The following is a 23,364-nucleotide window of genomic DNA, read 5'->3' as shown; positions in this document are numbered from 1 at the left end:
CACTTTTTAGAAATAATTATGTTGAAACGGGAGATTTTCTAGTTGAAAAATCTCCCGTTTTAGTACGAAAATCGGCCAAAAAAGGCCTAAAATCTTCCGTCTTTCGCTGAAAATTGAGCTTTAAATATTTTTAGAATAATGTACTTCTGGCAAATCTCTTAATGTTTTTGCAGCCATTTCTGCAGTAATGTCACGTTGTGGGGTAGCAAACATTTCATAACCTACCATAAATTTCTTTACCGTTGCAGAACGCAACAAGGGTGGGTAAAAAGACATGTGAAAATGCCATTCTTCTCGTTCCTGACCATCTGTAGGTGCCTGATGAATACCTGATGAATATGGAAATGAAACCTTAAAGAGATTATCGTACTTAATAGTGACGATCTTAATAATATTGGCAAAAGCTTCTTTTTCGCTTTCGCTTAAGCTTAAAATATTTTGATGTTGTGTTCTTGGGATAATCATTACCTCATATGGCCAGACTGCCCAGTAGGGTACAAGAGCTACAAAATGTTCATTTGTAGCCACTATGCGCTCATCAAGAGCAAGTTCTTCTTTAAGATAAGCACTTAGCAAGCTGCTTTTGTTGTTAGACCAATACTCTAACAAATGTTTGTTCTTTTTCTCAACTTCCTGCGGGATACTGCGCTGTGACCAGATTTGCCCATGTGGGTGCGGATTGCTACAACCCATCGCTGCTCCCTTATTTTCAAAGATCTGGATGTAATTAATACCTTCCTGATGTCCTAGTTCTTTAAACTCTTTTTGCCAAAGCGAAATAACATCAACAATATTAGACTCATCCATCACCGGAAGCGTAAGTGAATGATCTGGAGAGAAACACACAACTTTACAGATGCCAGATTCTGTTTCTGCTTTTAAGAGTCCGCTTTTAAATTTTTCAGCAGGGACATCTTTTTTTAATGCCGCAAAATCATTTACAAATGACCATGGCTTTGTATATTCTGGATTTTGATGACCGCCGGCTCGCTCATTTCCCGGGCATAAATAGCACGCAGGGTCGTAAGAAGGTCTGTCATCAATAACAACTTCTTCCTCTTTGCCCTGCCATGGGCGCTTTGTGCGATGTGGGGAAACGAGAATCCATTCTCCTGTAAGTATATTGTATCTTCTGTGTGAGTTGTCGTTAAAATCAATCATTTGCTTCTAGTCTCAAAGATTTATAAGTGAGCTGCCATCTGCAGGCAACGTCGTAAATGCGGTCAGTCTAATATTAAATTTTTCTGTGTATGCTTTTGAAACCTCATCAATATAACCCGCAACTGCACTTTCATGAATAAGGTTTATAGTGCAACCGCCAAAACCACCTCCCATCATTCTACATCCTAATATTTCATTATGACTGCGTGAAAAATCAGTAAGAAAATCTAACTCTTTACAGCTAACTTCATATTTATGTTGCAGCCCTTCATGAGAGCTGTACATCAATTTGCCAAAGGTAAAAAGATCGTTATTCTTCAAAGCTTCAGCAGCTTTTATAACGCGGTCGTTTTCTTGCAGGATATAAAGACATCTGTTGTAAACGATCTCAGAAAGTTTTGATTTGCATGATTCAAGTTCGTTAATATTTGCATCACGCAGCGAATTAATATGAGGATACTTGATCTGTAATACTCGTACACCTTCTTCACATTCTTTTCTCCTGGTGTTATATTCACTTGAAGAAAGACTGTGCGAGACATTCGTGTTTAATAATAACAATTTGTAGGGATGAATATCAAAAGGGATCATTTCATATTCCAGCGACTGGCAATCAAGCTTAATAACATGACCATCTTCACTCATTACAGATGCAAATTGATCCATAATACCACACTGTGTACCTACGTAGTTGTGCTCTGCTTTCTGCGAAAGTTTTACGATCTCAATTTTAGTAAGATTAAGATCAAAAAGGGCATTTAACCCATAAGCAAGACCACATTCTAACGCTGCAGATGAACTAATACCGGCTCCCATAGGTAGATCACTATAAAGGAGACAATCAAAACCGGTTAAAGATCTGCCCAGTTTTTTGATTTCTTCAGTAACACCTATGATATACTTGGTCCACTCATCTCCATCAAGATCTGGGTTTAACAAGTCAAAGGTAAAAGAAGAGCCATAATTAAGGCTGCTAATAGTGCACGTGTTTTTACTGCCATTAGCTTTTAGATAAAATTTTATGGTCTTATCAATAGCAGTTGGCATAACAAAACCATTATTGTAATCTGTATGCTCACCTATAAGATTAACTCTACCGGGAGAATTTACAATTACAGTTGCATTAAATCTGCCTATCTGCGCAAGTTGATTGGGCGAATGGGCAAGGCTATATGTTTGATTCAAAATCTTTTAAATTTATGGGGGCCCAAGCTGTAGGCATATAATTAAATATGGATGCAAATTTAGTCAATTTATTAAACGTAATTTATACGTTTAATTAGAAATTTAAATAATATTGTATACCAAATGAACTATTTCCTTTTATTTAAGATAGTGGTTGTTTTTGAATATAACTTTTATGGCTGATGATTTTATCCTTTACGCCTCTAAAATGGGGAATAATTAATATCTTGAGCTGTTTTTTCATATTAATGTAATTTACCTAATCCATGTCAAACCTCTTTTGAGGTTTATATAACTAATATTTTATGGCAATTATTTCCTTTTTAGCATTTACAATTTTAGTGGCTCTTATATCCTGGTGGGCTGTGCGAAAGCAAGATGAGAGTACCTCAGACGGTTATTTTTTAGGTGGAAGAAGCCTGACTGCAGGTGTAATTGCGGGATCATTACTTCTTACTAATCTCTCAACAGAGCAAATTGTAGGTCTTAACGGCAGCGCGTATAAGGACGGTTTGTCTGTAATGGCTTGGGAAACGCTGGCTGCACTTTCTATAGTGGTTACTGCAATATTCTTATTGCCGCGTTATTTAAAAGGCGGTCTCACAACGGTACCTCAATTTTTGGCTAAACGTTTTGATGTTGCCACTAAAACTATTACTTCCGGTCTATTTCTCACCGGCTACGTAGTGGTGCTGCTACCTGTAATCTTATATTCAGGATCTGTTGCGATAAGCGGAATGTTTAATGTTCCTGAAGTATTTGGTGTTTCTGATACAACTGCACTTATTATTTGTATCTGGGGAATTGGTATTATTGGTTCTATTTATGCGGTTTTTGGTGGACTGAAAGCTGTTGCTGTTTCAGATAGTATTAACGCTGTAGGACTTATTATAGGTGGAGTTTTAATTCCGGTTTTTGGGTTGATGGCCATAGGTGACGGTAGTGTTCTTGACGGGCTAAGCACATTAGTGCATGCAAATCCTGAAAGGTTTGACTCTACAGGTGAGCCAGGGCAGGAAGTTCCATTTTCAACAATTTTCACAGGTATGATGCTTGTGCAGCTTTTTTATTGGGGTACTAACCAGCAAATCATTCAAAGAGGTCTTGGAGCAAAAAGTTTAGCCGAAGGTCAAAAAGGACTTTTACTGGCAGCTTTTTTAAAGATATTAGGTCCTATTATATTAGTGCTTCCGGGGATGATCGCATATTATTATTTTGAAGGAGGTCTTGATAGCAGTGATCTTGCTTATCCAGAACTAGTAAGAGCAGTATTACCTAAACCATTAATGGGATTCTTTGCTGCAGTGCTTTTTGGTGCAATCTTAAGCTCATTTAATAGTGTGCTTAACAGTTCTGTGACATTATTTGGTATAGATATCTACAAGCAACACATTAATAAAGATGCTACCGAAAATACAGTTGTTAAATATGGTAAAATATTTGGTGTTTGTCTTGCTCTGGCAGCCATGTTTATCGCGCCATTAATTGCAAATGCGGGAAGTTTATTCAACTACCTTCAGGAAATTAACGGTATTTACAGTATACCGATTTTCACTATAATCGTGGTGGGATATTTAACTAAAAGAGTTCCTGCGATTGCTGCAAAAATTGGTATTATTTCAGGATCACTTTTATATATTATAAGTCAGTTTATTGTAGGGCCAAGTTTAGTAAGTAAAGCTGTGGAAGCTGCAAAAGCAAACGGAATTACAGATCCGGACGCACTTCATATGGTAGAGGTAGATGCATACCCACACTATCTGCATATTATGGCGATTCTCTTTATAACAAATATTGTAATCATGCTCATAATTGGGAAATTCTACCCGCGTAAAGAGCCTTTTATTCTTGAATATACGAAACAAGTTTCTATAGAGCCTTACAAATATGTGAAGCAAGTAGGTATAGTTATTTGTCTTATTGTAATAGGTATTTATATTTATTTCGCTAAATAGAATTTCATAAAAAAGCTCCCTTAAAAAGAGCTTTTTTATATGTATATATTTGGTATTCTGATCCTTAAATTAGGAAGGCATTTTCAAACTTATTAAAACCTCTTAGGCTAGTCTAAGAGGTTTTGTTTTTAAAAGTTGTGGCTAAAGGAGTCAATGTCTATTATTGTGATAATTCATCAATCTTAATAATCTTATGAGCCAAAAAATTACCTGCTTCTTATTTTGCCTACTATTGACAGCTATTAGTCTCAATGCGCAAAATACCGCTACTGTAGAAGGATCAATATGGGGTGCTCAAACCGGTATTTTAGGAATCTGGGTGCACAATGAATCCAGACTTTCTAATTCTATAGCATTGCGTAGTGAAATAGGTTTTAACGGGGGTTTTATGGGTGGTACTTTTGTAGAAGATAATTTTCAATGGATTCTTGCTCCTACGCTCAATGTAGAACCGCGCTGGTATTACAATCTTGAGAAAAGGGAATCAAAAGGAAAAGTAACATCTAAGAATACTGCAAATTTTTTCAGCATTAAAACGGCTTATAATCCCGATTGGTTCAATATTAGCAGTTCAAAAAATAATAGCGTTGTTGAGAATTTTACGGCTACAGCCAATTGGGGAATTAAGCGTACCCTTTGGGAACATTTTACTTACGAGGTAGGATTAGGTCTAGGCTACGGAGTAGAATTCTGGAAGCAATATGGGTATGCTGACAATGACAATTTTATAGCAGGAGATCTTCAGTTGAGAGTAGGATACACGTTCTAAAAATCACCTTTAAATGCCTAATATTCGCCTTTTTTAAGCTAAAAATCGGTATGGATTTTAGTCGGTTAACAGGCTGCGGGAAATAACTATTTTCTGTATTTCAGACGTTCCTTCGTAGATCTGGGTAATCTTGGCATCTCGCATCATACGTTCTACGTGATATTCTTTTACATAACCGTTACCGCCGTGTATTTGCACCGCTTCTACAGAAATATCCATCGCTGCTTGTGAGGCATACAATTTTGCCATTGCGCTTGAAGTGTCATAATTAGTGCCCTGATCTTTATCCCAAGCTGCTTTCATAACAAGATATCTTGCAGCCTCTATCTGCGTATGCATATCTGCCAACTTAAAGGCTATCGCCTGGTGATTGCAAATCTCTGTGCCAAATGCTTTACGCACTTTAGAATATTCTCTTGCCAGATCATAAGCACCTCCTGCAATGCCCAGTGCCTGAGCGGCAATACCTATTCTTCCGCCGGAGAGTGTTTTCATGGCAAACTTAAAACCAAAACCATCTTCACCTATTCTATTTTCTTTAGGCACTTTTACGTCGTTAAAAATAAGTGAATGTGTATCGCTTCCGCGGATTCCTAATTTTTGCTCTTTAGGCCCGATTTCGAAGCCTTCCCAGCCTTTTTCTACAATAAAAGCATTAATGCCATGGTGCTTTTTCTCTTTATGTGTCTGGGCAATTACCAGATAATAATCGGCAGAACTGCCATTTGTGATCCAGTTCTTTGTTCCATTTAAAATGTAATGATCGCCATTTTCTATAGCCGTTGTTTTTTGAGATGTAGCATCGCTGCCTGCTTCTGGTTCACTAAGGCAAAAAGCGCCCAATTTATCTCCTGTGGCAAGTGGTTTCAGATATTTTTCTTTTTGCGCATCGTTAGCATAAGCAGTAAGACCATAACAAACCAGTGAGTTATTTACAGAAACAATAACAGAGGCAGAAGCATCAACCTTAGAGAGTTCTTCCATTACAAGCACATAAGAGATCGCATCCATGTCACCACCGCCATATTCTACCGGTACCATCATGCCCATAAAACCCATGTCGCCCATTTTTTTTATAAGCTCTTTAGGGAAATGCTGTTGTTCGTCGCGTTCTATTACTCCGGGAAGCAATTCTGTCTTTGCAAATTCACGTGCAGCATCACGTATCATTAAGTGTTCTTCGCTAAGGCTAAAATCCATAAGAGGTATTTTTTTATTAAATGCTCAAAAAATGGGTGATAAAGATACTTTTTTGATTATTTTTTTTCAATTTAACTTTCCTATTTTTAGAAATCGTAATCAGTAAGAAATTCACTTTATGCAAGCTAGTGATTATTATGTAATTGGAATAATGAGCGGAACCTCTGTAGATGGCATAGATTTCGCCTACGCGAAATTTTATAAAGAATCATCCTGGCATTTTGAACTTCTAATTACTGAAACCGTGGCTTATTCACAGCAATGGCAGCAGGATTTGCGTGATGCAATAAATTATAATGAAGCTGATCTTAAAGCTTTTGATGATCAATACACAAAATTACTTGCAGACGTAACGCATGATTTTATCACAAGAAATAAAATTGTGAATAGTGATGCTATTTGTTCGCATGGCCATACCATTTTGCACCAACCTCAAAATGGAAGGACCTATCAAATAGGTAACCAGCAGTTACTCGCGCAGCAAACAGGGTATAGGGTTATTTGCGATTTTAGGGTTCAGGACGTAGAAAAAGGTGGTCAGGGCGCTCCATTAGTACCCATAGGCGACCGATTTTTGTTCTCTGAGTACGATTTTTGCCTCAATATAGGAGGTTTTGCAAATATCTCTTTTGAAGATAATGATGAGCGTATAGCCTTTGATATTTGTCCCACTAACATTGTGCTCAACTACTATGCTCAAAAAACGGGATTAGAATATGATAAAGATGGTGCAATAGCGGCAGCTCACAAGGCAGATGAGGTTTTGCTGCAAAAACTAAATGCACTGCCTTTTTATACAGCACCGTTTCCTAAATCTTTAGGACTAGAATGGGTAAAAGAAAATATTTTTCCATTAATAGAATCTTCAGGGCTTTCTTCAGAAATTGTGATAGCAACATTCACAGAACATATGGCACAACAGATAGCGGCTATTTTTTCGCTTAAAGCGAAATCTAAAGAGGAATTAAAAATAATAGCAACCGGAGGCGGGGCTTTTAACAAGCATCTCATCAGGCGCATAGAGATTTTGTCTCAGCAGAAAATCACCATACCACAAAAGCAAATCGTCGAGTTTAAAGAAGCGCTAATTTTTGGCTTTATGGGTGTTTTACGTCTGCGTAATATGAATAATGTGCTGCGAAGTGTTACCGGTGCAATAGAAGATCATTGCTCTGGTAAGATATTCTTAACCTAAAATAGGTTCAAAAAATAAAAGGAAGAAGAGCGAAGTCATTATATTTGTCACTATACTGAAATTATAAATGAGAGAATTACTCCAGCGATATGAGAATAAGGAACCTGAGATTGTTTTTCAATGGAATGATCCTGAGACCGAAGCAGAAGGCTGGGTTGTTATAAACTCGTTACGAGGCGGTGCTGCGGGTGGTGGTACACGTATGCGTAAAGGTCTTGATAAAAATGAGGTTTTGTCTCTTGCCAAGACTATGGAGGTAAAATTTACCGTATCTGGTCCCGCAATAGGTGGCGCTAAGAGCGGGATAAATTTTGATCCCTCAGACCCTAGAAAAAAGGGAGTTCTTGAGCGCTGGTATGCTGTAGTGTCGCCGTTGCTTAAGAGTTATTATGGTACGGGCGGTGATCTTAATGTTGATGAGATACATGAAGTAATTCCTATAACGGAAGAAAGCGGAGTCTGGCATCCTCAGGAAGGAGTTTTTAATGGTCATTTTAAACCTACAGAAGCAGATAAGATAAACCGCATTGGTCAATTGCGTCAGGGTGTTATAAAAGTTATCGAGAATCCTAAATATTCACCAGATGTAAGTCGCAAATACACAATTGCAGACATGATCACCGGTTACGGTGTGTCTGAAGCAGTAAGGCATTATTACTCTATTTATGGAGGTGAATTAGCCGGGAAACGGGCTATCATTCAGGGTTTTGGGAATGTAGGTTCTGCGGCAGCTTATTATTTGGCACAAAACGATGTAAAGATCGTTGGGATTATAGATGTAGCAGGTGGGTTTATTAATGAAGATGGTTTTACATTTGAAGAAATAAAAACGCTGTTTTTAAATAAAAAAGGGAATACCTTAGACGGCGAAAATTTAATTTCCTTTAAGGAGATGAATGAACGTATTTGGAATCTGGAAGCTGATATTTTTGCTCCTTGTGCAGCGTCGAGATTAATAACTGAAGATCAGATTAGTAAATTGATAGAATCTGGGCTTGAAGTTATATCATGTGGGGCTAATGTGCCATTTGCAGATAAAGAGATTTTCTTTGGTCCCATTATGGAAAAGACTGATGAAAAAGTGAGCTTGATACCAGATTTCATATCTAATTGTGGGATGGCTCGTGTTTTTGCTTATTTTATGGAGCGTCGTGTGCAGATGACAGATGAGGCTATTTTTAATGATACCTCGATCACAATAAGAAATGCGATTCAAAAAACATTTGATAATAATAGCAGCATGACGAACATAAGCCGTACGGCTTTTGAGATTGCTTTACAACAACTTATATAATTACATAAATAACCAACTAAAGAATTTATTATGTTGAAATACTTTTTGGGCAGCAGCCCGCGCTGGTTCAAGCTTACGATGGTAGGTTGCCTTATATTTAATATATTTTCCTTTTTTGTTTTTGGTCCCATGATCACTGCCTGGATCTTCATTGGTGAATTTATTTTCACTTTGGCAATGGCCTTAAAATGTTATCCGCTTCAATCTGGTGGGCTCTTAGCTCTTGAGGTCTTGATCCTTGGTCTCACGTCACCAGAAGCAGCTTATGAAGAGGTAGATCAAAATCTTGAGGTTATTTTGCTTTTAGTTTTCATGGTAGCGGGTATCTACTTCATGAAGCCTATGCTGATGTATATTTTTAGCAAGGTGTTTACTAAAATAAAATCAAAGGTCACTCTATCGTTGTTGTTTGTTTTCCTCGCAGCTGTATTATCAGCATTTCTGGATGCGCTTACAGTAACCGCTGTATTGATAAGTGTTACTGTAGGTTTTTATGGCGTTTACCATAAGATACACTCTAGTGCGACTGCAGATTATGATGCAGATGACATACTTGACAGAAAAGAATTAAGCGGTGAGACTCTTGAGAAGTTTAGAAGCTTTTTGCGTAGTTTGATTATGCATGGTGTTGTGGGTACTGCTTTAGGTGGTGTTTGTACGCTTGTGGGTGAACCTCAAAATCTGCTAATAGGTGAAAAAATGGGTTGGGAATTTGTTGAGTTCTTTACCAGAATGGCACACGTTACCATACCGGTTTTAATTTGTGGTTTGTTGACGACTTTTTGCTTAGAAAAGTTTAAAATCGCAGGATTTGGAGAAAAACTTCCTGAAGTAGCTCGCAGAATTATTGAGAGATATACAGAAGAACAGGATGCTAAGCGTACGCAAAAAGAGAAGTTAGGTCTTTGGGTTCAGGGTATTTCTGCATTGCTCTTGATAGCAAGTTTAGCGCTGCATTTGGCTCCGGTAGGATTTATAGGGTTATTTTTAATTATCGTTCAAACGGCTTTTATGGGTATTACAGATGAGCACAGTCTGGGTAAAGCCTTTGAAGAAGCGCTTCCATTTACAGCATTAATTGTGGTATTCTTTGTAATCGTTGCAATGATACACGATCAGCACTTATTTACTCCAATAATTGATTATGTACTTACAATGGATCCTTCTGCACAGCCATCTATGTTCTATCTGGCAAATGGTGTGCTTTCTATGATAAGTGATAATGTTTTCGTGGCAACGGTTTATATTAACGAAGTAGAAACAGCCTTTAAAAACGGGGCAATTACTAAAGAGCAATTTAATCACCTTGCTGTAGCTATTAATACAGGGACTAACTTGCCTAGTGTGGCGACACCTAACGGCCAGGCGGCATTTTTGTTCTTACTTACTTCATCTTTAGCACCATTAATTAACCTTTCTTACGGTAGAATGGTAAAAATGGCTTTGCCATATACAATTGTTTTGGGTGGTGTGGGTCTATTGTGTGTTTATCTGTTTATGTAATTCGATCAAATATTTATCTGCCTTAAAATTCTTTTACAATTATTAGAATCTTATAACGTTATCACCATATCTAATACATAATTTATGCTATCACTTTTTATGCAGGACGGTGCTGAGTCCCTACAATCTCTTGCAGAAGATGAACCAGTTGAAAAATCTTTATCCTTAATAGATCTGCTTTTAAGCGGTGGAATTGCAGGACAGATTATCATATTCGTTCTATTTATTTTACTTTTTGTTGCTATCTATATCTATTTTGAAAGGTTGTTTGCTATAAAGGCCGCCTCGCAGATAGATGGCAACTTTATGAATCAGATTAAAGATAATGTTACAACAGGAAATATAGAAGCCGCAAAAATTCTTTGCGCGCAGCAAAATAGCCCGGTGTCTCGTCTCACGGCAAAAGGAATTTCAAGAATTGGTAGTCCGTTAGAAGATATAAATTCTGCTATAGAGAATTCTGGAAAACTTGAGGTGTATCGTTTAGAAAAGAACGTGAGTGTTCTTGCTACTATAGCAGGAGCTGCGCCTATGATTGGTTTCCTGGGTACCGTAATAGGTATGGTACTGGCTTTTCATCAACTTGCAACCAGCAGCGGGCAGGCAGAAATGGGTAGTCTTGCAGAAGGTATTTATACTGCGATGACAACAACAGTTGCCGGGCTAATTGTAGGTATTATTGCATATATGGGTTACAACCATCTTGTAGTACGTACAGATAAGGTTATTCACCAGATGGAAGCTAATGCGGTTGACTTCTTAGATCTGCTAAACGAACCAACATAATGAATCTACGCGGAAGAAATAAAGTAAGTCCGGAGTTTAGTATGAGCTCAATGACAGACATTGTATTTCTGTTGTTGGTTTTCTTTTTGCTAACGTCCCCGGCCATTACTCCAGATGCTCTTGATCTTATCTTACCAAAAGCAAGTGGTAAGACAAGCAATAAGCAGAATCTTTCTGTGAGTATTACTAAAGATTTAGATTTTTATGTAAACAAAGAAAGGGTGACGCCGTCTAATCTGGAAAACTATATCAAAACAGAATTGACGGGTGTAGATGAGCCTACCATTATTTTACGAGCAGAAGAAGGAGTGCCTATAGAAGAGGCGGTAAGTGTGATGGATATAGCAAATAGAAATAAATATAAAATAGTTCTGGCTGTAAGACCAAATAACTAAAAGATCATTTTTGAATGGTTCCTTTAGTTCAGGTAAAAAATAATCTTCATTAAAAACAAACTGTGAGTTTTCTGGATACAAAGCATAAGCGAAAGTCCTTTACTATTACCACGATTATTCACGTGTTGATATTGCTGTTGTTGTTTTTTGTGGGAATGACATATCTTGATCCTCCTATTGAAAGTGGGATCGCTGTGAATTTTGGCACTTCAGATGTAGGCTCGGGAAGTGTACAGCCTAAAGAGGCGGTAAAGTCTGCTCCCCGCAACACTTCTCCAGAGCCGGTGCCGCAAACTGCTGCGCCAGTAAAAGAAAAAGTGGTAACCCAGGAAGTTGAAGAAGCTCCTGTGATTAAGGATGAGGTTAAAAAAGAAACCCCTAAACCGGTAACCGAAAAACCTAAAGAAAAGCCTGTTGAAAAACCGGTAGAAGAACCTAAAAAACCAGATCCTAAGCCAGATAAATCGACTAGCGATGCTTTGTCAAGTATATTAAATGGGCCAAAGAGTGACGGTAAAGCATCTGGAGGAGAAGGTAATGATAAATTGCCTGGCGATAAGGGCGATCCTTCTGGTGATCCTAATGCGTCCAGCTATTATGGCACCGGTAAAGGCCTTGATGGTGATGGTAATTATCAATTAGGTGGGCGTAAAGCTGTAAGCAAACCTAAGCGTGTACAAGAATGTAATGAGGCCGGTATTGTTGTTGTGAGTATAGAAGTAGATCGCAATGGGAATGTTATTAAAGCAACACCCGGAGTGCGAGGTACGACAAATAATACTAAATGTTTGCTTGAGCCCGCCAAAGAAGCTGCTCTGGCTACCCGTTTTAATTCTGATGATAAAGCTCCTTCACGGCAGATAGGTAAAATCGTTTATAAGTTTAGTCTATCAGATTAACAAGAGAATGACCTATACCGAAACTTTAGACTGGATGTTTGAGCGCTTGCCCATGTTTCAGCGACAAGGTGCTGCGGCGTATAAAAAAGATCTTTCTAATATTACATTATTAACCTCAGAATTAGGTCAGCCACAGTTGCTGTTTAAATCTATTCACGTAGGTGGAACAAACGGTAAAGGCAGCACAAGTCACATGCTAGCTTCTATACTTCAGGAAGCCGGTTACAAAGTAGGACTTTATACTTCACCGCATTTAAAAGATTTTAGAGAACGCATTCGTATAAACGGAAAAGTAATTTCCGAAAAGTATGTGGTCGATTTTATAGCTAAAAATGCCGATTTTATATCAAAAAACGCGCTTTCTTTCTTTGAACTCACGGTGGGGATGGCATTTTCAGCTTTCGCTGAAGAGCATGTTGATGTTGCAGTAATAGAAGTAGGTTTAGGCGGAAGACTCGACGCAACTAATATTATTACTCCAGAAGTTTCTGTTATTACAAATATTGGTTTAGATCATACCGCTTTTTTAGGTGATACTTTAAAAGAAATTGCCTTTGAAAAAGCCGGAATAATAAAACCTAAAGTTCCAGTTGTAATAGGTGAGAAACATCCTGAAACAGCGACAGTATTTGTGAAACAGGCAGTTTTAAATGGATGTCAGGTATTTTTCGCCTCAGAGCGCGATTTTAAGCATTTTGAGTCTGATTTAACGGGCGAATACCAAAAACACAACCAAAAGTTTGTTTTGCAAACAATAGAGGTTTTACAGGCTTCTGGGAGATTTTTAATAAGCGATACGCATATTTCTAACGGTCTTCAAAAAGTTGTGCAAAATACAGGGTTGCAGGGCAGGTGGCAGATTTTAAATTTAAAGCCAAAAATTATATGTGATACCGGTCATAATGCAGAAGGTCTTCAGCAAGTGATCAATCAATTGAAAAAACAAGATTTTAAGCGGTTGCATATCGTTCTGGGTGTGGTTGCAGATAAGGATCTTGATTCTGTTTTACCCTTATTCCCAAAAAACGCGATTTATTATTTCTGTAAACCAAATATGCCTAGAGGTCTTGATGTTGATATTCTGGCCGAAAAAGCACTTGCCTTTGGATTAACGGGAAAAAAATCTCAATCTGTATCTTTAGCGTTAGATAGTGCTAAAGAGGTTGCTAATGAGGAAGATGTAATCTTTGTGGGCGGTAGTAATTTTGTGGTTGCAGAAATTATTTAATCTTTTTTGTCAAAACCATTTTGTCAAATTAAAAATTGGTCTATATTTGCATCCGCTAACGAGAAGGGCAATTAGCTCAGTTGGTTCAGAGCACCTCGTTTACACCGAGGGGGTCGGGGGTTCGAATCCCTCATTGCCCACTGAATAGGAATCAAATTCCATCAAAAACCCGCAAACATCACTGTTTGCGGGTTTTTTCATTTTTGATGATATCAAATAATATCATTTAATACCGTATAAATCGGGAGTGATTCGGGAGTAAATCCCGGGAGTGATTTTACTCCCGAATTAGCGTCGAAAAGCCCGCCCTTACTGATTTCGTCATTTTTTTATTTCAAAATTATAAAGTACTTTAGAGTAGAATTTTGAACAAAAAATGAGCCTTTTACTCTCCATATTATTTCATATTCGAAAATCCAAGGGTAAATCTGATGGGTTAGCAGGCATTTATTGTCGCATAACGGCAGATGGCAAAAGGGCTGAAATGAGTATTGGAAGGAAAGTAGCTATCGATAGGTGGGATGCTGCTGCGGAACGCGTTAAAGGAGCCTCAGGTGGTGCTAAGGAGATCAATACCCTTATGCTTAGCATTCAAAATGACCTTCTTGAAAAACAACGGGAATTCAACAGACAAGGCATTTCCTTTACCGCTGCTGATCTGCGAGATGCCTATCTGGGGAAAAGCCATACAGCCAAGATGCTGTTGGAACTTTTCAAAGAGCATAACGATAAGATTTTTAGGTTGATACGTTCGGGGGAATATGCACTGGGAACATTTAAGCGCTACGATACCGTTCACAACCACTTAAAGGAATATATAAAAGCAAATTACCAGGGAACTGATATAGCCCTTAAAGATATTGATTACAAATTCATAGAGGGATTTGCCTTCTTCCTGAAATCTGAGAAGAACTGTGCGACCAATACTACACTGAAATACATCCGTAATTTTAAAAAGATCGTTCGTATTGCACAGGCCCATAATTATATCCAGAAGGATCCTTTTATCAACTGGAAGATGAAACGAAAGGTAGTCAATCGCGAGTTCCTGTCCGAGGCAGAGCTTAAGCGGATGTCAGAAAAGGAATTTGAGATGGATCGTTTAAGCCAGGTACGGGATATTTTTATCTTTTCCTGCTTTACAGGCCTTGCCTATATTGATGTGCAGAAGCTAACCCGAAGCGATATCCTTTTGGGGGCTGACGGTAGCAAATGGATCAAGATTAAACGGACCAAGACGGACACGCCAAGTAGCATCCCTGTGCTGCCTGAAGCCCAATATATCTTAGATAAATACGCAAATTTTCCACAGGTGGACAACGCTAACAAATTACTGCCCGTAGCCAGCAATCAAAAGGTGAATGCGTACCTAAAAGAAATCGCGATACTCTGCAAGATCAATAAGACGCTCACTTTTCATTTAGCCCGCCATACTTTTGCCACTACGGTAACCCTCTCACGTGGTGTTCCTATTGAGACGGTGAGTAAGATGCTAGGGCATACCAATCTTACCACCACCCAACACTACGCCAAGGTGCTTGACTTAAAAATAAGCAGGGATATGCAGGAACTAAAGCAACGCAAGAGCATTCTGGGCAGATAAGTAAGAATCAGCCTAACCAACTTTCATCCTTATAAGATCTTAAAATGAGCTGATGAAAGAAAAAAGAGTAAAACCTCTTACCATTCTACCACAAATTTTCTAACATTCATTAAACAGCAGGATTATTTTTGGTAGTAAACAAGAAGAGCATTCCTACTTAATTACTGTTTTAGTATCCTTTTTCGTTTAATTCCCTTTTTTAATGAAAAAATCTTATTTTTTTCTTTTAAAGCTGTAAATACTAACAAATTTACAACCGGTTCGATTTTTTAGAGAGTTAAGTTGATCGGATTCAAACATTATTATTTTAATTATTAAAACGTTAATAAGGAAACAATATCAGCCAATTCAGAAACATTTACACCTTAACATTCAATGATCTTTGTGATATATAAATTTAAAACTATCACAATGAATACTATTTTCATTACAGGAGCCTCATCCGGCTTAGGGAAAGCCACCGCTAAATTATTTCAAGAAAAAGGATGGACAGTTATTGCCACAATGCGCAATCCTAAAAAAGAAACCGAACTGCAACTGTTTAAAAATGTTCATTTATATGATTTGGATGTTACTAATTCAAAACAGATAAAAGATACCGTTTCAAAAATTCTTACACAATTTGAGATTGATGTGGTTTTTAATAATGCGGGTTATGGTTTAGTTGGAGGATTTGAAGCGTATTCAGAAGAAGATATTCAGCACCAAATCGAAACTAATCTGCTAGGAGTGCTTAAAGTGGCACAGCCTTTTATCACCTATTTTAGAGAGAACAAAAAGAAAGGGATTCTTTTAACCACTACTTCTGCAGCAGGAATTGCAGCAAATCCTTTGGCTTCTGTTTATAGTGCCACAAAATTTGCTTTGGAAGGCTGGAGTGAAGCTGTAAATTATGAGGTTAATCAATTTGGAATTCAATTAAAAACAATCGCACCAGGCGGAATGGCAACAGACTACGCAGGTCGTTCGTTAAATCATATCGAGAAGGATGCATATACGCCACTATGGAATAAAATGATTGCTGGTTTTGAAGATGGAAGTACTGAAGTGCATTTCTCTTCGGCAGAAAATGTGGCAAAAGTCGTATATGAAGCTGCTACAGATAATAGCCAAAAATTACGCTATATAGTTGGGCCAGATGCTGAAAAATTAGCTAGTGACAGACAAAATTTAGGTCAACAAAAACAATTTGAGCAGATCAGTAAATTGTATTATTAATAAACACATTTTTTATTTCTGGATTTGACATCTATATTTTACTAAAATAAGTATGGAAAACAATTGCAGAAAATAAATAAAATGTTCTTTTAATCATCACCTTGTACCTTTATCCTTTTATCAGATATGGAAAAGTCTAAAAAATATAATTATGACTCCATTTATTTTTAATTCCATTTCAACTTTGCATACGGCTTTAGGGGTATCCAAACCTTTACATCCTTTAATAAGCTTGTTAGATTACGGAAATGTAAAGGCCGATGTAGCAGAACTATCCAAAGGAATGGTGCTGAACTTTTACAAAATTTCTTTTAAAAAGAATTTTAAGGGGAAAATAAAATACGGGCAGGGTCACTACGATTTTGATGAAGGGAATCTTTCTTTTCACGCCCCTGGGCAATTGGTCAAAGTTCTGGAGGAGGAAGCAGATTATTCGGGAATTACATTACTTTTCCATCCTGATCTTATACGCGGATATTCCTTAGCAAGTAAAATAAAAGAGTTCGGATTTTTCTCTTACGGACTAACAGAGGCACTCTATCTATCGGATAAAGAAAGAACGATGATGATTGGTATTTTTAATACCATTGAAAATGAGCTGCAGGCTTCGATAGATAATTTTAGTCAGGATATCATGATTTCGCAACTGGAGCAATTGCTTAATTACAGCAATCGTTTTTACAACCGGCAATTCATTACCCGAAAACTTGTGAATAACGATCTTGTAGTAAAAATGGAAACCTATTTAGAGGATTATTTTAATACGGAAAAAACGCTCACTAAAGGAATTCCTTCTGTATATGATCTAGCGGAACACCTAAAGGTATCTTCACGCTACCTTGGCGATATGCTTCGCGCTCATACAGGAAAAAGTACGCAATACTATATTCAGCAAAAATTGATAGAACACGCTAAATACTTACTAACGGCCACCGACCTCTCTGTAGCGGAAATTGCGTATCAGTTAGGCTTTGAACGCCCGCAATCATTCAATAGGATATTCAAACAGAAAACAAATCAAAGTCCGCTACAGTTCAAGAATTCCCTGAACTAATATTAGAAATCACTTTAAACTAAAAACATGAGCTACTGCAATGTCATCAAAACAATGCCCGAACCTAGAAAAAGCCTGCATAAAAACTATCACGACAATCATTATGGATTTCCCATCCACGATGACAATGAATTGTTTGGTCGACTAATTATGGAAATTAACCAAGCAGGATTAAGCTGGGAAACTATTTTAAAGAAAGAAGAAAACTTCCTTAAAGCCTACGATGATTTTGATATTAAAACCATTGCTAATTACTCAGAAACAGATCGGGAACGATTACTTGCTGATGCTGGAATTATACGGAACAAACTAAAAGTAAATGCGGCTATTGTCAACGCCCAGGCTATTCTGAACTTACAAAAAGAATATGGCTCGTTCGAAAAATGGCTGGAACATCATCATCCCAAAAATTTGCAGGAATGGATGAAACTATTCAAACAAACCTTCAAGTTTACCGGAGGGGAAATTGTCAATGAATTTTTAATGAGCATCGGCTATCTACCGGGAGCACACCACGAAACTTGTCCTGTTCATCAACAAATCTTAAAAGAACAACCAATGTGGAATCAATAAACAATAATAAAATGGATATAGAAAAATTTATAGATAATTGGCTTCAGGCAAGTAATGACTTTGATACAGAAAGATATCTTACAATGTATCATGCAGATGCAGTATTGGATGATCCTTCGGTGGGCAATAGATTTATAGGTCAACAAGGAATTAAAAATTATTTTGAAAGCTATTTTATTGGCTACCATACACAAACACGATTGGTAAAGCTTAATATGCAAGATGATAGTGCGCACCTTGAAGTGGAGTTTAACGGGGATTTTCCTGAAGGAAAAATTGGGGGCACATTTGATTTTATTTTTCAGAAAGGAAAAATTTCTTTCGTGAAGGCAGATTTAGTAGAATGATTTTTTTTAAGATATTTTTCTGAAACAGTTGTTTTAAAATAAATACCTTTGTACCAAATTAAGAACAAACGATGGGAAATTTAGATTTCAAAGCACTTAAAAAACGTTCGAAAGCAATTCGGGAATCATATCATAAATTAGAAGAGGAACATCATGAAACTCAGTGGTCGATAGAAGAAGATGCTTTAGCTTTTTTAACCGATGCCGGTTTGATAGGAAGAAACGTAATGTCGCAACAAGAACGTTGGCCAAAAACAAATTCTCAAGAAGAACTAGAGCATAAATTGGGAGAATGTATTTGGTGGCTAAGCATACTGGCTGACCGCAGCGGTATAGATATAGAAGAAGCTACAGAAAAGTTTTTAAGCAAAACGGAAGAATTATTTTAAAAATAAAAATGAACAAAATTTTAACCTTAGTGGTTGTACTTGCTTTATGTGCTTGTAATTCCTCAAAAAAATCAAATTTTGAGGACGAGGACACAACGGATAACTCAGTACGCACTACCATATCAACCAATAAAAGTCTTTATAGAAATGACGAAGCTATTGAGCTTTCCTTGGAGGTTAAGAATACGGGCAATAAACCTTACACCTTTTTACCTTGGGGCACCCCTATAGAAAACAAATTTACAGGAGCTTGTCTTAAAGTTACCCACGATAATAAAAATATTGATTATACGGGAATTATGGTAAAACGTGTTTCGCCTACCGAAAAAGACTACATAACTCTTGAAGCAGGTGAAATAGCCTTTGGGACAGTCAAATTACTTGACGGGTATCGATTCGATGAAAATGGTGTTTATACCATTCAATTTGAAGAAAGGTATAATGGTTTACCTGAATCAAATACAATAAAAATAGAAATAAAGTAATAGTGGTCCGATTACAATAACCAGAGTAAATGAATTCTAAATAGAATATAATGGCTAGAAATGTAGAATTTGACGAAGAATTAGCGGTTTCCAGAGCAATGGATGTGTTTTGGAAAAAAGGTTATAATAGTACCAAAATGCGTGATTTGACGGAAGCTATGGGTATTAATAGTAGTAGCCTTTATAATACTATTGGAGATAAACATCAACTTTTTTTACGTTGTATTAAGCATTACACGGAATCCAGGATGGAGGCTGCTACTAAACAAATGCGGCTCATCAAATCTCCGTTAAAAGCAATTGAAAAATTCATTCAGTCCTCCGTATATACAATTACAAACGAGCCTAACAGTTGTCTGGCTATCAAAACGACATTTGAAGTCGCCTCAAGCGATGAAAAAGTCCAAAAAATTATAAAAAGTGACAATGAGTTTACCTATAACCTTTTAATTGACCTGGTAAAAAAAGCAGTAGAGAAAAAGGAAATTACCGTAACTCAAGATGCTGAAATGCTAACCGATTATATCATTAACAATTTTACAGGTTGGCACGAATCTTTTATAATTCATCAAGACAAAAAACGTATTAAAAAAATGGCCGATTTTTTATTGGCACAGATCAGCCAATAATTTTATTTGCTATTATTCTAAAACAAACATTTTATAATTATGAGCACTTTACATCTAAAAGATACATACAGAGACTATTATACAGCGAGTGAACAACCGGAAATAGTAGATATTCTGGATGCTACGTATATTTCGATTCTTGGATCAGGAAGACCGGGAACTGCTGTTTTCTACGAAAAGAAAAAAGCTTTACTAGATTTCGTAGAAGATTTACAACAGCAGTATAGGGGATCAGACAAGGCATTTATTAGCAATATTGTCGAAATTTTCTATTGGTTTGACGAAGCGGAAACAGGATTTGTAGATATAGGGAATTTTTACACGACTGTAGATCTGGACTTGCTCCATTATCGTATTGCTATCCGTATTCCGGAATACATTTCAAATAATGACATTCAGGAAACAGTTCAACGTTCCAAGGCAAATCCATTTGCAGATGATTTTGAACTGTTCAAGTACACAGCAGGAGAAAGTGTTCAACTCTTACATTTAGGGCCTTTTGCCGGAGAATTGGAAACACTCCCTCTTTTACAAGATTTCGCTACAGAAATGGGACTTAAAAAATCGGGAATGCATCATGAGATTCATTTGGTGAATTTTGAACCTGGCCAGAGCCAGGATCATCTCAAAACCATTTTACGTGATCCCGTTGTAACGAATAAACAATAATTTTTTTAATTGAATTTGAAACAAATGTTTCATAATAAACAAGAAATAATGAAAAACGAATCAAAAGATTTAAACGGTAAAGTAGCTTTGGTAACAGGTGGTACCAAAGGAATCGGAAAAGCAATTGCAGATAAACTATCTTTCGCAGGAGCAACAGTTATCGTAACAGCACGAAAACCATCCGAAGAAAAAAATGAACACCATTTCATAGCAGCAGACTTAACCAAAAGCGATGATATAGTAAATCTTATCCAACAATTAAGAGAAGAATTTGGTACGCCCGATATTTTGATAAACAATGTAGGTGGTACATCCTCACCGGCTGGCGGCTTTCAGATGCTCAGTGATGAAGACTGGAATAAGGATATTGAACTCAATCTACTCGCCTCCATTAGACTGGATAAGGCCATCATCCCTCAAATGCTTGAAAAAAAATCTGGTGCCGTAATCCATATTTCTTCACTAAACGGCAAAATACCCTTGTACGAGTCCAATTTCTCCTATGGGGTGATGAAATCAGCATTAAACGCTTATAGTAAAACACTTGCAAATGAAATAGCCAAAAAGGGGGTCCGTGTAAATACGGTGTCTCCGGGAATGGTACGAACATCTGCGATGGAAACATTTCTGAAGGGTTTTGCTGAATCTATCGGTAAAACTGTTGAGGAAGCTGAACAACAGATTATGGATGGTTTGGGAGGTGTTCCTTTGAACCGTCTAGCAGAGCCGGAAGAAGTTGCCAATATGGTGGCCTTTTTGGTATCAGAAGAAGCAGCTTACATCACCGGGGCCAATATGCTTGTTGACGGAGGAACTTATCCAGCCGTATAATCAGATTTAAATCTGAAACAAATGTTACAAAACGTAACTCTTTATAAAAAGTAGCCATAGAGCGGCGGGTTGTAGAAGAAATTTTTACTGCTCGAACAATTAATTGAAGTTAAAATGGAAAAGTTAGAAAACGAATTAAAAGGAAAAATAGCCTTGGTAACAGGTGGTACAAAAGGCATAGGTAAAGCAATTGCCGATAGGTTATCGGATGCAGGCGCAAATGTGATTGTCACTGCTCGAAACAATCCCGGTCATGCAAACTTGAAGCATCATTTCATTTCCGCAGACCTAACTATTTTAAGTGAAACCGATAAAATAATGAAAGAAATCAGTGAAAAATTTGGCACAATTGATATTCTGGTCAATAATATGGGAGGCTCTAACAGTCCTTCAGGAGGGTTTAGTGCGCTTTCCGACGAACATTGGGAAAGTGATTTGCAACTAAATCTGCAGTCCTCTGTTCGGATGGACAGGGCAATTCTTCCACAGATGGTAGAAAAGAAAAGTGGAGTTATTATCCATATTTCTTCATTAACAGGTGCTCTGCCAGTATATGAATCTCTTGGTGCTTATGCGGTAGCCAAAGGTGCCTTGAATAACTACAGCAAAAGTCTTTCGAAAGAATTTACGCCACAAGGTATACGTGTCGCAGCGGTTTCTCCAGGAATGGTAAGAACAGATACAATGGATAATTACTTGCAATCTTTATCTGATACAATGGGAATAACTGTAGAACAAGCAACCCAAAATTTGATGAGTAGCCTTGGTGGAGTTCCGATGGGTAGAATGGCGCTTCCTGAAGAAATAGCAGAACTGGTAGGCTTTTTAGTTTCCCCAAGAGCATCCTACATCACCGGCGTGAATTATATAATCGATGGAGGCGCAAATCCTTCTTTATAAGGTTGTGATACAGCAAATAGAAGAGCTGATCTATTCAACTCTTCTTGTTTTTAAATGAAATAAAATTTCGAATGATTATGAATACTCAAAAAAGCAAACTGCTCATTTATGGAGCATCTGGATATACAGGAAAAATAATTGCAGCCAGGGCGAAAGAATTAACCCTTGACTTCGAAATTGCAGGCAGGGATGCCGTAAAAACCCAAGAGCTTGCAAAACAGTTAAATGCTCCCTTTCACATATTTACCGTTGATGATGAGAATGCTTGGAAAAAGGTCTTAGAAAACAAGCAGGTTTTGATCAATGCAGCAGGTCCGTTTAAATTCACAGCTAAACAAGCGATGAATGCTTGTTTAAATGCTGGAGTACATTACCTGGATATTAGTGCTGAACTGGATACGTACAGACTAGCAGAATCACTAGATGGCAAAGCTAAAGAGGCAGGTATTCAGTTAATGTCTGGAGCTGGTCTTTTTGTAAGCTATGATGCCTTGGCCGTTCATTTGGCAAATTTGGTGGAGCAACCACAACAAATAAAAATTGGTTTTCAGCATTATGGAGGTTTTTCCAAAGGCTCGGTGCTCAGCAGTAAAAATATAGCTGATTTAGGGGTGCTGATTCGAAAAGATGGTCAAATCATTGAAAATAAAAACCCGCAGCCAAAAGTATTCTCATTTGGTAGGGAAGAGTTAGAATGTTTACCGACCCCTTTAGGAGGCATTATTTTATCGTATAAATCTACTGGAATCTCCAACATAGAGGAATACTTCTCCCTAAAACTTCCCGCGTCAGATATGCCAGACATAAATCCAGAAAACCTACCTGACGGCCCAACGGAAGATGAACGTTCTTCAGGAAGAAATGCCCTTTCTGCTGAAGTCACCGGCATCGATGGTCAAGTAGCAAAAGCCTGGATTGATGCTCCTTCGGGTTATGATCTCACTCCACTTTCGGTAGTGGCAGTAGCAAGTCGTATTTTGAATGAGGATTTTAAAATAGGGTATCAATCACCCGGATCTGCTTACGGAGAAGATATTATAAAAGACATTCCAGATACTAGGTTAATAGACCTAATCAAGTAACTATAAAACCATAT

Annotated in this window: 24 protein-coding genes and 1 tRNA gene; 22 read left to right on the top strand and 3 right to left on the bottom strand. The window is 37.5% G+C overall.

What is annotated here, in order from left to right; all coding sequences use genetic code 11:
* Positions 1-120: 120 nt before the first annotated feature.
* Positions 121-1,161 (bottom strand): UDP-glucose--hexose-1-phosphate uridylyltransferase, encoded by a 1,041-nt coding sequence (locus tag ACH3PA_RS04440; RefSeq protein ID WP_416439953.1) that lies wholly within the window; start codon positions 1,159-1,161, stop codon positions 121-123.
* 12 nt (positions 1,162-1,173) lie between these two features.
* The gene (gene galK, locus ACH3PA_RS04435) at positions 1,174-2,346 is read right to left on the bottom strand and encodes a galactokinase (RefSeq protein WP_416439955.1); all 1,173 of its coding nucleotides are present in this window, start codon (positions 2,344-2,346) and stop codon (positions 1,174-1,176) included.
* Positions 2,347-2,651: 305 nt separating this feature from the next.
* Here galK and ACH3PA_RS04430 point away from each other — a divergent pair, with 305 nt between their 5' ends.
* Together ACH3PA_RS04430 and ACH3PA_RS04425 are read left to right on the top strand one after the other, a co-directional pair.
* Positions 2,652-4,301: a solute:sodium symporter family transporter gene (locus tag ACH3PA_RS04430; RefSeq protein ID WP_416439957.1), complete on the top strand. Its 1,650-nt coding sequence runs from the start codon at positions 2,652-2,654 to the stop codon at positions 4,299-4,301.
* 232 nt (positions 4,302-4,533) lie between these two features.
* Positions 4,534-5,070, top strand: coding sequence for a hypothetical protein (locus ACH3PA_RS04425; protein WP_416448437.1), 537 nt, complete (start codon positions 4,534-4,536; stop codon positions 5,068-5,070).
* A gap of 57 nt (positions 5,071-5,127) precedes the next feature.
* Here ACH3PA_RS04425 and ACH3PA_RS04420 read toward each other — a convergent pair whose 3' ends face one another.
* Positions 5,128-6,270 carry an acyl-CoA dehydrogenase family protein gene (locus ACH3PA_RS04420; protein ID WP_416448436.1) on the bottom strand — a complete coding sequence of 381 codons (1,143 nt, stop codon included), beginning with the start codon at positions 6,268-6,270 and terminating at the stop codon, positions 5,128-5,130.
* Positions 6,271-6,388: 118 nt separating this feature from the next.
* On the opposite strand from ACH3PA_RS04420, the gene ACH3PA_RS04415 reads away from it, so the two are divergent.
* From ACH3PA_RS04415 to ACH3PA_RS04320, 20 genes are all read left to right on the top strand, one after another.
* On the top strand, positions 6,389-7,465 hold the full coding sequence (locus ACH3PA_RS04415; RefSeq protein ID WP_416448435.1) for an anhydro-N-acetylmuramic acid kinase: 1,077 nt from the start codon (positions 6,389-6,391) through the stop codon (positions 7,463-7,465).
* Positions 7,466-7,532: 67 nt separating this feature from the next.
* On the top strand, positions 7,533-8,759 hold the full coding sequence (locus ACH3PA_RS04410; RefSeq protein ID WP_416439965.1) for a Glu/Leu/Phe/Val dehydrogenase dimerization domain-containing protein: 1,227 nt from the start codon (positions 7,533-7,535) through the stop codon (positions 8,757-8,759).
* A gap of 30 nt (positions 8,760-8,789) precedes the next feature.
* Positions 8,790-10,262 (top strand): sodium/proton antiporter NhaB, encoded by a 1,473-nt coding sequence (gene nhaB, locus ACH3PA_RS04405; RefSeq protein WP_416439967.1) that lies wholly within the window; start codon positions 8,790-8,792, stop codon positions 10,260-10,262.
* 84 nt (positions 10,263-10,346) lie between these two features.
* A complete protein-coding gene (locus tag ACH3PA_RS04400) occupies positions 10,347-11,048 on the top strand; it encodes a MotA/TolQ/ExbB proton channel family protein (RefSeq protein WP_416439969.1) in 702 nt (233 codons plus the stop codon).
* Entirely contained in the window at positions 11,048-11,443 is a 396-nt protein-coding gene (locus tag ACH3PA_RS04395; protein WP_416439971.1) for an ExbD/TolR family protein, read from the top strand. Before ACH3PA_RS04400 ends, ACH3PA_RS04395 begins: the two co-directional genes overlap by 1 nt.
* 62 nt (positions 11,444-11,505) lie before the next feature.
* Complete coding sequence (locus ACH3PA_RS04390; protein WP_416439973.1) at positions 11,506-12,342, top strand: energy transducer TonB; 837 nt, start codon at positions 11,506-11,508, stop codon at positions 12,340-12,342.
* A gap of 7 nt (positions 12,343-12,349) precedes the next feature.
* The gene (locus tag ACH3PA_RS04385; RefSeq protein WP_416439975.1) at positions 12,350-13,570 is read left to right on the top strand and encodes a bifunctional folylpolyglutamate synthase/dihydrofolate synthase; all 1,221 of its coding nucleotides are present in this window, start codon (positions 12,350-12,352) and stop codon (positions 13,568-13,570) included.
* A gap of 65 nt (positions 13,571-13,635) precedes the next feature.
* A tRNA-Val gene (locus ACH3PA_RS04380) sits at positions 13,636-13,710 on the top strand.
* 236 nt (positions 13,711-13,946) lie between these two features.
* Complete coding sequence (locus ACH3PA_RS04375; protein WP_416439977.1) at positions 13,947-15,173, top strand: site-specific integrase; 1,227 nt, start codon at positions 13,947-13,949, stop codon at positions 15,171-15,173.
* A gap of 411 nt (positions 15,174-15,584) precedes the next feature.
* Complete coding sequence (locus ACH3PA_RS04370) at positions 15,585-16,391, top strand: SDR family oxidoreductase (RefSeq protein ID WP_416439979.1); 807 nt, start codon at positions 15,585-15,587, stop codon at positions 16,389-16,391.
* A 151-nt stretch (positions 16,392-16,542) separates the two neighbouring features.
* Entirely contained in the window at positions 16,543-17,445 is a 903-nt protein-coding gene (locus ACH3PA_RS04365; protein ID WP_416439981.1) for a helix-turn-helix domain-containing protein, read from the top strand.
* Positions 17,446-17,472: 27 nt separating this feature from the next.
* Entirely contained in the window at positions 17,473-18,018 is a 546-nt protein-coding gene (locus tag ACH3PA_RS04360) for a DNA-3-methyladenine glycosylase I (RefSeq protein WP_416439983.1), read from the top strand.
* An 11-nt stretch (positions 18,019-18,029) separates the two neighbouring features.
* Positions 18,030-18,365, top strand: a complete 336-nt coding sequence (locus ACH3PA_RS04355) for a nuclear transport factor 2 family protein (protein WP_416439985.1) — start codon at positions 18,030-18,032, stop codon at positions 18,363-18,365.
* 71 nt (positions 18,366-18,436) lie between these two features.
* Positions 18,437-18,754 carry a MazG-like protein gene (locus ACH3PA_RS04350; RefSeq protein WP_416439987.1) on the top strand — a complete coding sequence of 106 codons (318 nt, stop codon included), beginning with the start codon at positions 18,437-18,439 and terminating at the stop codon, positions 18,752-18,754.
* Between the two features lie 8 nt (positions 18,755-18,762).
* Positions 18,763-19,239, top strand: coding sequence for a hypothetical protein (locus tag ACH3PA_RS04345; RefSeq protein ID WP_416439989.1), 477 nt, complete (start codon positions 18,763-18,765; stop codon positions 19,237-19,239).
* 50 nt (positions 19,240-19,289) lie between these two features.
* Positions 19,290-19,868, top strand: a complete 579-nt coding sequence (locus tag ACH3PA_RS04340) for a TetR/AcrR family transcriptional regulator (RefSeq protein WP_416439991.1) — start codon at positions 19,290-19,292, stop codon at positions 19,866-19,868.
* A gap of 39 nt (positions 19,869-19,907) precedes the next feature.
* Positions 19,908-20,537 (top strand): hypothetical protein, encoded by a 630-nt coding sequence (locus ACH3PA_RS04335; RefSeq protein ID WP_416439993.1) that lies wholly within the window; start codon positions 19,908-19,910, stop codon positions 20,535-20,537.
* Between the two features lie 48 nt (positions 20,538-20,585).
* Complete coding sequence (locus tag ACH3PA_RS04330) at positions 20,586-21,368, top strand: SDR family oxidoreductase (protein ID WP_416439995.1); 783 nt, start codon at positions 20,586-20,588, stop codon at positions 21,366-21,368.
* Between the two features lie 114 nt (positions 21,369-21,482).
* A complete protein-coding gene (locus tag ACH3PA_RS04325) occupies positions 21,483-22,268 on the top strand; it encodes an SDR family oxidoreductase (RefSeq protein WP_416439997.1) in 786 nt (261 codons plus the stop codon).
* A gap of 77 nt (positions 22,269-22,345) precedes the next feature.
* Entirely contained in the window at positions 22,346-23,350 is a 1,005-nt protein-coding gene (locus ACH3PA_RS04320; protein WP_416439999.1) for a saccharopine dehydrogenase family protein, read from the top strand.
* Positions 23,351-23,364: the final 14 nt, after the last annotated feature.

This window comes from Leeuwenhoekiella sp. A2 (assembly GCF_047946655.1).
GTDB lineage: Bacteria > Bacteroidota > Bacteroidia > Flavobacteriales > Flavobacteriaceae > Leeuwenhoekiella.
Note: the sequence above shows the minus strand (reverse complement) of the source record. Positions and strands in the feature narration are given on the sequence as shown.